The 11,629-nt window shown below is 60.1% G+C and carries 12 protein-coding genes; 5 read left to right on the forward strand and 7 right to left on the reverse strand.

Going from position 1 to position 11,629, the window contains the following annotated elements:
- Positions 1–210: 210 nt before the first annotated feature.
- From KW838_RS16440 to KW838_RS16455, 4 genes are all read right to left on the reverse strand, one after another.
- The gene (locus tag KW838_RS16440) at positions 211–2,043 is read right to left on the reverse strand and encodes an ABC transporter ATP-binding protein (protein ID WP_218501753.1); all 1,833 of its coding nucleotides are present in this window, start codon (positions 2,041–2,043) and stop codon (positions 211–213) included.
- Positions 2,044–2,137: 94 nt separating this feature from the next.
- Positions 2,138–2,695, reverse strand: coding sequence for a peptidylprolyl isomerase (locus tag KW838_RS16445; protein WP_218501756.1), 558 nt, complete (start codon positions 2,693–2,695; stop codon positions 2,138–2,140).
- Between the two features lie 3 nt (positions 2,696–2,698).
- Positions 2,699–3,502: an alpha/beta fold hydrolase gene (locus KW838_RS16450; protein ID WP_218501759.1), complete on the reverse strand. Its 804-nt coding sequence runs from the start codon at positions 3,500–3,502 to the stop codon at positions 2,699–2,701.
- Between the two features lie 14 nt (positions 3,503–3,516).
- On the reverse strand, positions 3,517–4,440 hold the full coding sequence (locus KW838_RS16455) for a LysR family transcriptional regulator (protein WP_007972479.1): 924 nt from the start codon (positions 4,438–4,440) through the stop codon (positions 3,517–3,519).
- Between the two features lie 49 nt (positions 4,441–4,489).
- Here KW838_RS16455 and KW838_RS16460 point away from each other — a divergent pair, with 49 nt between their 5' ends.
- The 3 genes from KW838_RS16460 (at position 4,490) to KW838_RS16470 (ending at position 6,846) form a co-directional block, all read left to right on the forward strand.
- Complete coding sequence (locus tag KW838_RS16460; RefSeq protein WP_007972481.1) at positions 4,490–4,804, forward strand: hypothetical protein; 315 nt, start codon at positions 4,490–4,492, stop codon at positions 4,802–4,804.
- Between the two features lie 230 nt (positions 4,805–5,034).
- A complete protein-coding gene (locus KW838_RS16465; RefSeq protein WP_102698944.1) occupies positions 5,035–5,634 on the forward strand; it encodes an FMN-dependent NADH-azoreductase in 600 nt (199 codons plus the stop codon).
- 345 nt (positions 5,635–5,979) lie between these two features.
- The gene (locus tag KW838_RS16470; protein ID WP_218501761.1) at positions 5,980–6,846 is read left to right on the forward strand and encodes a carboxylate/amino acid/amine transporter; all 867 of its coding nucleotides are present in this window, start codon (positions 5,980–5,982) and stop codon (positions 6,844–6,846) included.
- A gap of 81 nt (positions 6,847–6,927) precedes the next feature.
- Here KW838_RS16470 and KW838_RS16475 read toward each other — a convergent pair whose 3' ends face one another.
- A complete protein-coding gene (locus KW838_RS16475) occupies positions 6,928–8,226 on the reverse strand; it encodes a mechanosensitive ion channel family protein (RefSeq protein WP_102698942.1) in 1,299 nt (432 codons plus the stop codon).
- A gap of 192 nt (positions 8,227–8,418) precedes the next feature.
- On the opposite strand from KW838_RS16475, the gene KW838_RS16480 reads away from it, so the two are divergent.
- Positions 8,419–9,759: a DEAD/DEAH box helicase gene (locus KW838_RS16480; protein ID WP_007972492.1), complete on the forward strand. Its 1,341-nt coding sequence runs from the start codon at positions 8,419–8,421 to the stop codon at positions 9,757–9,759.
- Between the two features lie 63 nt (positions 9,760–9,822).
- Here KW838_RS16480 and KW838_RS16485 read toward each other — a convergent pair whose 3' ends face one another.
- Positions 9,823–10,101 (reverse strand): hypothetical protein, encoded by a 279-nt coding sequence (locus tag KW838_RS16485; protein ID WP_218501763.1) that lies wholly within the window; start codon positions 10,099–10,101, stop codon positions 9,823–9,825.
- 188 nt (positions 10,102–10,289) lie between these two features.
- Positions 10,290–11,024 carry a thioredoxin family protein gene (locus KW838_RS16490; protein WP_218501765.1) on the reverse strand — a complete coding sequence of 245 codons (735 nt, stop codon included), beginning with the start codon at positions 11,022–11,024 and terminating at the stop codon, positions 10,290–10,292.
- A 194-nt stretch (positions 11,025–11,218) separates the two neighbouring features.
- Here KW838_RS16490 and KW838_RS16495 point away from each other — a divergent pair, with 194 nt between their 5' ends.
- Complete coding sequence (locus KW838_RS16495; RefSeq protein WP_102698939.1) at positions 11,219–11,611, forward strand: transcriptional regulator; 393 nt, start codon at positions 11,219–11,221, stop codon at positions 11,609–11,611.
- Positions 11,612–11,629 lie beyond the last annotated feature (18 nt).

The raw sequence follows: 11,629 nt of genomic DNA on the forward strand, positions 1-11,629 counted from the left end.
GGTTTTTTCAGAATTCCAGCAGGCATAAAAAACCGCCAGGCCCCGTTGTTGACGGGGCCTGGCGGTTTTTTCAATCTTCGGTATGACGCTTATCCTTGTGGGAGCGAGCTTGCTCGCGATAGCGGTGGATCAGACGCCATTTTTGTCCACTGACACTCCGTCATCGCGAGCAAGCTCGCTCCCACAGGGATTGGCGTGTTGTTCAGGGACTCAATCGATCCCGACAAACCCGCCAGTCTGGTGTTGCCACAACCGCGCATACAAGCCGCCATGGGCGAGCAACTCGGCGTGGGTTCCGGTTTCGGCGATCTTGCCGTTTTCCAGCACCACCAGCCGGTCCATCCGGGCAATGGTCGAGAGCCGGTGGGCGATGGCGATCACGGTTTTGCCCTGCATCAGGGTTTCGAGACTTTCCTGGATCGCCGCTTCGACTTCCGAATCCAGCGCCGAGGTGGCCTCGTCCATGATCAGGATCGGCGCGTCCTTGAGCAGCACACGGGCAATGGCGATGCGCTGGCGCTGGCCGCCGGAAAGTTTCACCCCGCGCTCACCGACATGGGCATCGAAACCGGTGCGGCCTTCGGCGTCCGACAGTGCAGGAATGAAACCGTCAGCCCGGGCCTTGTGCACCGCTTCCCAGAGCTGGGCGTCGGTGGCGTCGGGTTTGCCGTACAGCAGGTTGTCACGGATCGAGCGGTGCAGCAGCGAGGTGTCCTGGGTGATCATGCCGATGCGTTCGCGCAGGCTTTCCTGGCTGACGTCGGCGATGTTCTGGCCGTCGATCAGGATGCGTCCGCCTTCGACGTCGTACAGGCGCAGCAGCAGGTTCACCAAAGTCGATTTGCCGGCGCCGGACGGGCCGATCAGGCCGATTTTCTCGCCAGCCTTGATGGTCAGGTTGAGGCCGCCGATGATCCCGCTCTGCTTGCCGTAGTGGAAGTCCACCTGCTCGAAACGCACTTCGCCACGGGCCACCGTCAGGGGTTTGGCCTGGTCGCGATCGGTGACGCTGACCGGTTGCGAGATGGTCTGCAGGCCGTCCTGCACCATGCCGATGTTTTCGAAGATGCCGGTCACCACCCACATGATCCAGCCGGACATGTTGACGATGCGAATCACCAGGCCGGTGGCCAGGGCGATGGCCCCGACGCTGATCAGCGACTGCGTCCACAGCCACAGGGCCAGGCCGGTGGTGCAGACGATCAGCAGGCCGTTCATGCTGGTGATGACCACGTCCATGCTGGTGACCACGCGGCCGGCCAATTGGGCTTTTTCGGTCTGTTCCTTGATCGCTTCGCGGGCGTATTGCTGTTCGAAGTTGGTGTGGGCGAACAGCTTCAGGGTGGTGATGTTGGTGTAGCCGTCGACAATCCGCCCCATGAGTTTGGAGCGCGCATCGGACGCCACCACCGAGCGATCCTTGACCCGTGGCACGAAGTACCAGAGGGCGCCGATGAAGGCGAAGATCCACGTCAGCAGCGGGATCATCAGGCGCCAGTCGGCTTCGGCGAACAGCACCAGCGAACTGATGGCGTAGATCAGCACGTGCCACAACGCATCCACCGCTTGCACGGCGGAGTCACGCAGCGAGTTGCCGGTTTGCATTATGCGCTGGGCGATGCGCCCGGCGAAGTCGTTCTGGAAGAAATTCAGGCTCTGCTTGAGCACGTAGCTGTGGTTCTGCCAGCGGATCATGCTGGTCATGCTGGGGCTCAGGGTCTGGTGCACCAGCAGGTCATGCAGGCCCACGAATATGGGGCGCAGCACCAGCGCCACCACCACCATCCAGGTCAGTTCGAGGGCGTGCTCGCGGAACAGATTGGCGTTCGGCGTGCCTTGGGCCAGGTCGATGATGCGGCTCAGGTAGCTGAACAGCGCCACCTCGATCAATGCACCAATCAGGCCGACGATCAACAGGGCGGCGAAGCTCGGCCAGACCTGCTTGAGGTAATAGGTATAAAAAGGGAAAACCCGGTCCGGCGGAGACGCCGTCGGTGCTTCACGGAAAACATCGATCAGTTTTTCAAAACGGCGATAAAGCATGAGTTGTTCGCCCGCGCGCGGGCTCTCCTTTTAACGTTTTGAGCGTTGCCGGCAAACGCCGGCAACGGCTCGGACATCCTTGTCCAGCTTAGTCTCAGTCGATGCGCTTGGCCGACTTGATGAACACCGGGTCGGCCGGCACGTCCTTCATGCCGCTACGAACGGTGGTTGGCGAATTGACGATGATGTCGACCACGTCCATGCCTTTGACCACTTTGCCGAACACGGCGTAGCCATCACCCTGGTCAAGGAAGTCGTTGTCCTTGACGTTGATGAAGAACTGGCTGGTGGCCGAGTCAGGCACCGAGGTACGGGCCATGGACAAGGTGCCGCGAACGTTGACCAGGCCGTTGCTGTGTTCGTTCTTGATCGGCGCCTTGGTGTCTTTTTGCTGCATGGCCTGGGTGAAACCACCGCCCTGAACCATGAAGCCGGGGATCACGCGGTGGAAAATCGTGTTGTTGTAGAAGCCGCTGTCGACGTACTCAAGGAAGTTCTTGGTACTGATCGGCGCCTTGACCGGGTCCAGTTCGATTTCGATCTGGCCGTTGGTGGTTTCCAGCAAAACGTGCGGCGCCTTGGCGGGCGTTGCGGCCATCAGGTTGGCGGCAAACAGGACGGTGCCAGCGGCGAGGGCGATTTTTTTCAGCATGGGTCAATGATCCTGAGTGGTGGTGTCGACTGCAGTCAGAAAATCCAGCAGCGTTTGGTTGAAGTGTTCCGGCTGGTCCAGTGGCGTGGCGTGGCGTGAATCGGTGATCACCACCAGCCGCGCATCGGGCAGCAGTTTTACGTAGTTTTCCTTCAGCGCCACCGGTGTGTAGTCACGATCGGCACTGACGATCAGGGTTGGACAGGTGACCTTGGAAAGTCGTTCCTGGACCCCCCATCCAACAATGGCATTGAAGCTGGCGAGATAAGCATGTTTGTCGTTTTTTGCCCAGCGCTCGGCCATTTTTTGTCGCAAGTCGGCCTGCTCGGGCTTCGGGAACAACTTGCTGCCCAATGCCTTGCCGATGGTGCGCAGGCTGAGTGCATGCATCAGGCTCCAGCGCTTGAACCACTGCCAGTAATCATCGCGGCTGCGCAGTTTGACCTCAGGCGCACTGTTGACGATGCACAGGCTCTTGAGCAGTGTCGGCTGGTCCACACCCAGCTGGAAGCCGATCATGCCGCCCATGGACAAACCGACATAGTGTGTCGGGCCGAGATTGAGGTGCTCGATCAGCGCGATCAGGTCAGCGCTGAAACCGGCAATGCTGTAGCGCTCCCGGGGTTTGTCCGAACGGCCGTGACCGCGTACATCCGGGACGATCACCCGGTAGCGGGTGGCCAGTGCCGGGATCTGCCTTTCCCAGTCCAGGGTGCTGGAACCGAGGCCGTGGACCAGCAGCAGCGGCGTGCCGTGGCCATATTCCTCATAGTGCAGGTTGCAACCTTCGTGTTCGAAATAGGCCATGCATACACTCCGTGTCAGGCTTGTTCGGGGGCGGCGAACGGGGCGTCCAGTGGTGCGGTGTCAAAGGTGCGCAGCAGTTCGATGAGAATCTGCGTGGCCGGTCCCAGGGGTTTGTCCTTGTTCGAATACAGGTAAAAGCTCGGGTTGCGGCTACCGCCCTGATCCAACGGTAGCAGCTTGAGCGTTCCTTCCTTGAGTTCCCGTTCGATCAGGTGCCGGGGCAACCAGGCAAAACCCAGGCCGCTGCTGACGAAGGTCGCGGCGGTGGCCAGGCTGCCGACGGTCCAGCGCTGTTCGGCTCCGAGCCAGCCGACGTCCCGTGGTTGCTGGCGGCCCGAGTCGCGGATCACCACTTGCATCTGGCTTTCCAGGTCCTGGAAGCTCAGTTCGCGGTTGAGGCGGTGCAGGGGATGCTCGGGGTGGGCGACCGCAACGAACTCGACGTCGCTCAATTCCGCGCCCAGGTAACCGGGAATACTGAAGCCGGTGATGGCCAGGTCGGCCACGCCTTCGAGCAGGACTTCCTCCACGCCCGACAGCACTTCCTCACGCAGGCGCACCCGGCAGCCACGGCTTTGCGGCATGAACGCGGTCAAGGCGCGGACGAGGCGGGCGCTTGGGTAAGCGGCATCGACCACCAGGCGCACTTCGGCTTCCCAGCCCTGTTCCATGTGATGGGCCAGGTCTTCGAGTTGGCTGGCCTGTTTCACCAGTTGCCGGGAGCGGCGCAACAGCACGCCGCCGGCTTCGGTCAGCACGGCCTTGCGTCCGTCGATGCGCAGCAGCGGCACGCCGAGTTGATCCTGCATGCGTGCCACGGTGTAGCTGACCGATGATTGCGAGCGATGCAGCGCCTCGGCGGCCTGGGCGAAACCACCGTGATCGACCACGGCTTGCAGCGTTCGCCATTGATCAAGGGTCACGCGGGGCGCTTTCATGTTGAGCTCCTCTTGTCCTAAGCTGGCAGCCCTGACTGGAGGCTGCTGAATGAAAAAAATCTGTTGTGTGCTGTTGGCGCTGCTGCCGCTGACGGCGATGGCTTACCCGATCGATGTGAAGAAAGACCTCAACGGCATGAAGATCGATTACCAGACCTACGACACGGATAGCGACATCGGCTCCATCCAGGTGGCCAACTACGGCGACGTCGATGCAAGCTGCAAGGCCGTCTTCATCAATGGCCCGGAAGCCCCGCGTACCCGCAAGATCGACGTACCGGCCGGCAAGCACAAAAATGCCACCGCCAAATTCAGCCGCAACATCATCAAGCTGCGCATCGAGCTGAGCTGCACCCCGAAATGACCTCGATCTACTGTGGGAGCGAGCCTGCTCGCGAAGGCGGTGTGTCATTCAACGTTGATGTCGACTGACACGGCCTATTCGCGAGCAGGCTCGCTCCCACAGAGGCACGGTTTGCTTATAAACGAATTTATTGATGGGTTATAGCAGTTATTTGCGCTTTTTCATCGATATGACTCTGTTTAACCTTCTCTCCATCGACCTACAGCATTCTCAGATGGAGGCTACATCCCATGTCCCGCGTTCTGATCATCGAAAGCAGTGCCCGTCAGCAAGACTCGGTTTCCCGTCAACTGACCCAGACGTTCATCAGCCAGTGGAAAGCCGCTCACCCGAATGACCAGATCACTGTCCGGGACCTGGCCGTCAAGCCAGTGCCGCACCTGGACATCAACCTGTTGGGTGGCTGGATGAAACCCGCCGAGCAGCGCAGCGACATCGAACAGGCGTCCCTGGAACGCTCCAACCAGTTGACCGACGAATTGCTCGCCGCCGATGTACTGGTCATGGCCGCGCCCATGTACAACTTTGCGATCCCCAGCACCCTGAAAGCCTGGCTCGACCACGTGCTGCGTGCCGGCGTGACCTTCAAGTACACCGAAACCGGTCCGCAAGGCCTCCTCACAGGCAAGCGCGCCTACGTATTGACGGCTCGTGGCGGCATCTATGCCGGCAGCACCGCCGATCACCAGGAACCCTACCTGCGTCAGGTCATGGGTTTCATCGGCATCCACGACGTGACGTTCATCCACGCCGAAGGCATGAACCTGGGCGGTGACTTCCAGGAGAAAGGCCTGAGCCAGGCGAACGCCAGGCTTGCGCAAGTGGCCTGACCCGTTAATCGCCAGATAATCGCTGGATGGTCTAGTGATCTGGCGCAACCCTTCAAGCCTGTACGCGCATCGAACCTCCCTTCGCACTTTTAGCTCCTGAGTGCTCTGGCCCGATTGAACGCTTTAGCGAGATCGGGCTTTTTTTTGCCTGTGATTTAACAAGCACCTAAAAAACCTGTGGGAGCGAGCTTGCTCGCGATGACTGAGTGTCAGTCGACAATGATGTTGACTGATCCACCGCTATCGCGAGCAAGCTCGCTCCCACAATGGATTTTTGTATGGTTTGGGGGTTCGCGATCAGTAGCAAAACCCGCTATCGTCGCCGCCATTCGAAACGAGGCGAGCATGGGCTATCTACTTTTTGTCACGCTGATCCAGGCGTTTTCCTTCAGTTTGATCGGCGAATACCTGGCCGGTCATGTCGACAGTTACTTCGCGGTGCTGGTGCGCGTGCTGCTGGCCGGGCTGGTGTTCATCCCGCTGACCCGCTGGCGCTCGGTGGAACCGGCGTTCATGCGCGGCATGCTGCTGATCGGCGCCTTGCAGTTCGGCGTGACCTACGTCTGCCTGTACCTGAGCTTTCGTGTACTGACGGTGCCGGAAGTGCTGCTGTTCACCATCCTCACGCCGTTGCACGTGACCCTGATCGAAGATGCTCTGAATCGTCGCTTCAACCCCTGGGCACTGGTCGCGGCACTGGTGGCGGTGGCGGGGGCGGCGGTGATTCGCTTTGACCGAATCAACCCGGACTTCTTCATGGGGTTCCTGTTGCTGCAACTGGCCAACTTCACCTATGCCGCCGGGCAGGTGCTGTACAAACACCTGGTCGCCCGCCATCCGAGCGATCTGCCGCATTACCGACGTTTCGGCTACTTCTACCTCGGCGCACTGGCGGTGGCGTTGCCGGCGTTCCTGCTGTTCGGCAAACAGAATTTCCTTCCCGAAGCGCCTTTGCAATGGGGCGTGCTGCTGTTCCTCGGCCTGGTCTCCACTGCGCTGGGTTTGTATTGGTGGAACAAGGGCGCGTGCATGGTGAATGGCGGGACCCTGGCGGTGATGAACAACCTGCATGTGCCCGTGGGCTTGCTGATCAATCTGCTGATCTGGAACCAGCATGAAGAGCTGGGGCGATTGTTGCTCGGCGGTTCGGTGATTTTGCTGGCGGTGTGGATCAGTCGGTTGGGGATCAGCAAGGGCGCACAAACTGCGTAGGAGCTGCCGCAGGCTGCGATCTTTTGAACTTGAAATCAAAAGATCGCAGCCTGCGGCAGCTCCTACAGAAGATTTGTGGTGTTACATGACGTGCTTTTCTGGCTCGGGGATGTGGCTGGCGCCCAACACCGCCGGCAGCAGTCCCGCACGTAGATCCGTCCCGCTCGGTTGCTGATACAGGCTCAACCCGAACTCCGGCAGCACCGCCAGCAGGTAGTCGAAAATATCCCCCTGGATCCGCTCGTAGTCGGCCCAGGCCGTGGTGCGGGTAAAGCAGTAGATTTCCAGCGGGATGCCCTGGGCGGTGGTCTGCATCTGGCGGACCATGCAGGTCATGTTTGGCTGGATTCCCGGATGACTCTTCAGGTAGGCCAGCGCATAGGCGCGCAAAGTGCCGATGTTGGTCATCCGCCGGCGATTGGCCGACATGGCCGCGACGTTGCCCTGGGCCTCGTTCCAGGCCTTGAGTTCGGCCTGCTTGCGGGTCATGTAGTCGGTGAGCAAGTGCACCTGAGACAGCTTCTGCTCCTCGTCGTCGCGCAGGAAGCGCACGCCGCTGGCGTCGATGAACAGGCTGCGCTTGATCCGGCGGCCACCGGAAGCCTGCATGCCGCGCCAGTTCTTGAACGACTCGGACATCAGGCGCCAGGTCGGAATCGAGACGATGGTCTTGTCGAAGTTCTGCACCTTGACCGTGTGCAAGGTGATGTCCACCACATCGCCATCGGCGCCCACCTGGGGCATTTCGATCCAGTCGCCGACCCGCAGCATGTCGTTGCTGGTCAATTGCACGCTGGCGACGAACGACAGCAGTGTGTCCTTGTAGACCAACAGAATCACCGCCGACATGGCGCCCAGGCCCGAGAGCAGCAACAGCGGCGAGCGGTCGATCAAGGTCGCGACGATGACGATCGCGCCAAACACGTACAACACCATTTTCGCCAGTTGCACATAGCCCTTGATCGAGCGGGTACGGGCGTGTTCGGTGCGGGCGTAGATGTCCAGCAGGGCATTGAGCAGGGCGCTGACCGCCAGCAGCAGAAACAGGAAAGTGAAGGACAGGGCGACGTTGCCGAGGAAATTCAGACTGGTCTTGCTCAGGTTCGGCACCAGATTGAGACCGAACTGGATCACCAGCGAAGGCGTGATCTGCGCCAGGCGATGGAACACTTTGTTCTGCAGAAAATCATTGACCCAGTGCAAGGCCGGCTGGCGGCTGAGCATTTTGGCCGCGTGCAGGATGAGGTAGCGCGCCACCCGTCCGAGGAACAGCGCAATGGCCAGCAACAGCAGCAGCGCCAGGCTGGAATGTACGAGCGGGTGCTGGTCGAGGGCCCCCCAAAGGTCCAGGACGTTGATCCAGAGCTGTTTGATATCCATGGTTAAAAACGATTCTTCTGTAGGGCGCGAGAGGCGATTAGAGCATTTAAGACGCTTTGTATTGCGTTTTGGGAAAAACAAGGCAACAAAAAACCAACTGTTTACCGCCATTTGCATAAAGAAACTCGGCCTGAGCGCTCGAAACCGTTACCCTATGCAGCTGTTTTTTTGCATTTCTTCGAGGTAGCACCCGTGTTTTCCCAATTCGCCCTGCACGAACGCCTGCTCAAAGCCGTGGCCGAGCTGAAATTTGTCGAGCCAACGCCTGTGCAAGCCGCGGCCATTCCGCTGGCGCTCCAGGGGCGTGACCTGCGGGTGACGGCGCAAACCGGTAGCGGCAAGACCGCTGCATTCGTTTTGCCGATCCTCAACCGTCTGATCGGCCCGGCGAAAATCCGCGTCAGCATCAAGACCCTGATCCTGCTGCCGACCCGCGAACTGGCCCAGCAGACGCTGAAGGAAGTTGAACGCTTCTCGCAGTTCACCTTCATCAAGTCCGGCCTGATCACCGGCGGCGAAGACTTCAAGGTCCAGGCCGCGATGCTGCGCAAGGTGCCGGACATCCTGATCGGTACGCCGGGCCGGATGATCGAGCAACTGAACGCTGGCAACCTCGACTTGAAAGAGGTTGAAGTCCTGGTGCTCGACGAAGCCGACCGCATGCTCGACATGGGCTTTGCCGAAGACGTGCAGCGTCTGGTGGACGAATGCACCAACCGTCAGCAGACCATGCTGTTCTCCGCCACCACCGGTGGTTCGGGCTTGCGCGAGATGATCGCCAAGGTCCTGAACAACCCTGAGCACCTGCAGCTCAACGCGGTCAGCCAGCTGAACGACACCACCCGCCAGCAGATCATCACCGCTGACCACAACCAGCACAAAGAACAGATCGTCAACTGGTTGCTGGCCAACGAGACCTACCAGAAGGCCATCGTCTTCACCAACACCCGGGCCATGGCCGACCGCATCTACGGCCGCCTGGTGGCGCAGGAATACAAAGCGTTCGTGCTGCACGGCGAGAAAGACCAGAAGGATCGCAAACTGGCGATCGACCGTCTGAAGCAGGGCGGCGTGAAAATCCTCGTGGCCACCGACGTCGCCGCTCGCGGCCTGGACGTTGACGGCCTGGACCTGGTGATCAACTTCGACATGCCGCGCAGTGGCGACGAGTACGTGCACCGTATCGGTCGTACCGGTCGTGCCGGTAACGATGGCCTGGCCATCTCGCTGATCTGCCACGGCGACTGGAACCTGATGTCGAGCATCGAGCGCTACCTCAAGCAGAGCTTCGAGCGCCGCACCATCAAGGAAGTCAAAGGCACCTACGGCGGACCGAAGAAGGTCAAGGCCTCGGGCAAGGCTGTCGGCGTGAAGAAGAAAAAGACCGACGCCAAGGGCGACAAGAAGAAAACTGCCGCCAAGACCCCGACCAAGCGCAAGAGCGCCAACCGGCCGAAGAGCGATTCCCTGGTCAGCAAGGACGGCATGGCGCCGCTCAAGCGCCGCAAGCCGGAAGCGCCAGCGGCTGAGTAAGCCACTGTAAGCGACCCAGGAAAAACCCGGACAGTGTCCGGGTTTTTTTATTCCTGGCGTCTATCAGCTTTCGGCTTTCTTCTCGGCAGCGCCCAGCTCCTTCAAGCGCTGGTCGATCAACTGGCACTTGTCCGGCAAGTCTTTCGAGGCAGTGCCCAGATCCATTTTTTGCAACTCGTCATTGATCTCTTTGGCCTTGGTCGGGTTCTGCTCGGTGAGCTTGGCCACTTCCTGGGCCAGTTGTTCGCGTTTGGCGTTGGCTTCCTCGGGAGTGCAGGCCCAGGCGGGCAGGGCACAAGCGAGGGCAGCGGCGAGAGTGAGCTTCTTCAGCAGTGGTTTCATGGGCAAGGGCCTCAGCTTCGGTCAAGGCGGGTTATCCGGTTGAGCGCTGGCCCCTGGGGAAAGTTCAGTCTGTGATATTTGCGTGGGTTGTCAGGACCCCTTCGCGGGCAAGCCCACAGGTTTTGTGAACAACACGGAAAACTGTGGGAGCGGGCTTGCCCGCGAAGGCCTCGCCTCGGTGCCTGGGGCTAATCACCATGGCAGCAACTCGACCTGGCCTGTTCCTCATATTTGTCATGGTGCCGCACCCACTCCATGATCTCCTCCTCGTTGCGCCCCTTGGGCGTCAGGTCGAGGTAGTTGTAGGCGCCGACCAGCATGTCCAGGCCGCGGGCATAGGTGGAGTAGGTGTGGAAGATTTCGCCGGCTTCATTGCGATAAAACACGCTGAGTCCGGGGAGTTCTTCCTCGGCGCCGTCGGTTTTTTCGTAGTTGTACGTAGCCTTTCCTGCGGCGACCTCTTCGGCCCGGGCACAGACGCCAAAGTCGTAGTTGAAGTCGCATCCTGCCGACGACACCCAGTCGAACTTCCAGCCCATGCGCCGCTTGAACGCCTGGAATTCGGCGAACGGTGCGTGGGAAACCGCCACCACGGAAATGTCGTGGTGGGCCAGGTGCTGGTTGGCGCCGTCGATGTGATCGCTGAGGTACGAGCAACCGGGGCAGCCCTCGTCCCAGCCCTCGGCGAACATGAAGTGGTAGATGACCAACTGACTGCGGCCGCCGAACAGGTCCGCCAGTTTCAGTTCGCCATTGGGCCCCTGGAAATGGTAGTCCTTGTCGATTTTCACCCAGGGCAGGGCGCGGCGTTCGGCGCTGAGTTTATCCCGTTCCCGGGTGAAGGCCTTCTCGTGGATCAGGTGCTGTTTGCGGGCGGCGAGCCATTCTTCCCGCGAAACGACGGGGTGATTCTGGATGTTCATGTTGTTTTCTCCTGCGTGGGGCTGGGAGGTGACGTACACAGCCTAGTCGTTTGGCTCGGGTGGAATTCGACATACCGCCGGTCGGTCGTCAGCGAAAGCCTGGCTGAACGGCTGCCGGGCGTACCGGTCACAACCTTTAAGGCCCGTTCAATTGCACGGGCATCCATCGAACGGACACCGGAGGTTGAATCAGGATGACGACTTACAACTGGGACTTGATTGAGCGCTTGCTGCATGAAGTGCAAAACAGCGCGGGCCACAACTTCACGCCGCGGCCTTACGCCGAACAGCATGCGGCGCAGAAGGCCGCGGAAGGCGAGTCGATTGAAAATCTTGATCACTTGAAAACGGTGGCTGGCGAGTACGAAAAGCTGCTGCTGTTGCGTGGCTATATCGAGCCTCGGCCGGAGGACGAAGGTGGTACGGGTGCCAATTACATTTTGACGGCGCGGGGTTCGCGTTTGTTGAGCCTGATCGACAGCAGTATTCCCGGTAATGATCACCCGCGGCAGGTGCTCGATGAGCAGGACGATGCGCTTGATGAAGCGACATTCGATGAGGTGGCGTCGAAGGCGCAGATTGCTTGAGATGCCGTTGTGCCCTTG

Origin of the sequence: Pseudomonas sp. PDM27, assembly GCF_019219205.1 — a bacterium.
Taxonomy (GTDB): domain Bacteria; phylum Pseudomonadota; class Gammaproteobacteria; order Pseudomonadales; family Pseudomonadaceae; genus Aquipseudomonas; species Aquipseudomonas laurylsulfatiphila.

Coding starts and splice junctions, on each gene's coding strand:
- KW838_RS16475 (WP_102698942.1), bottom strand. CDS start 8,226: ATGGATATCAAACAGCTCTGGATCAACGTCCTGGACCTTTGGGGGGCC.
- KW838_RS16495 (WP_102698939.1), top strand. CDS start 11,219: ATGACGACTTACAACTGGGACTTGATTGAGCGCTTGCTGCATGAAGTG.
- KW838_RS16465 (WP_102698944.1), top strand. CDS start 5,035: ATGTCCCGCGTTCTGATCATCGAAAGCAGTGCCCGTCAGCAAGACTCG.
- KW838_RS16445 (WP_218501756.1), bottom strand. CDS start 2,695: ATGCTGAAAAAAATCGCCCTCGCCGCTGGCACCGTCCTGTTTGCCGCC.
- KW838_RS16460 (WP_007972481.1), top strand. CDS start 4,490: ATGAAAAAAATCTGTTGTGTGCTGTTGGCGCTGCTGCCGCTGACGGCG.
- KW838_RS16485 (WP_218501763.1), bottom strand. CDS start 10,101: ATGAAACCACTGCTGAAGAAGCTCACTCTCGCCGCTGCCCTCGCTTGT.
- KW838_RS16490 (WP_218501765.1), bottom strand. CDS start 11,024: ATGAACATCCAGAATCACCCCGTCGTTTCGCGGGAAGAATGGCTCGCC.
- KW838_RS16440 (WP_218501753.1), bottom strand. CDS start 2,043: ATGCTTTATCGCCGTTTTGAAAAACTGATCGATGTTTTCCGTGAAGCA.
- KW838_RS16450 (WP_218501759.1), bottom strand. CDS start 3,502: ATGGCCTATTTCGAACACGAAGGTTGCAACCTGCACTATGAGGAATAT.
- KW838_RS16470 (WP_218501761.1), top strand. CDS start 5,980: ATGGGCTATCTACTTTTTGTCACGCTGATCCAGGCGTTTTCCTTCAGT.
- KW838_RS16455 (WP_007972479.1), bottom strand. CDS start 4,440: ATGAAAGCGCCCCGCGTGACCCTTGATCAATGGCGAACGCTGCAAGCC.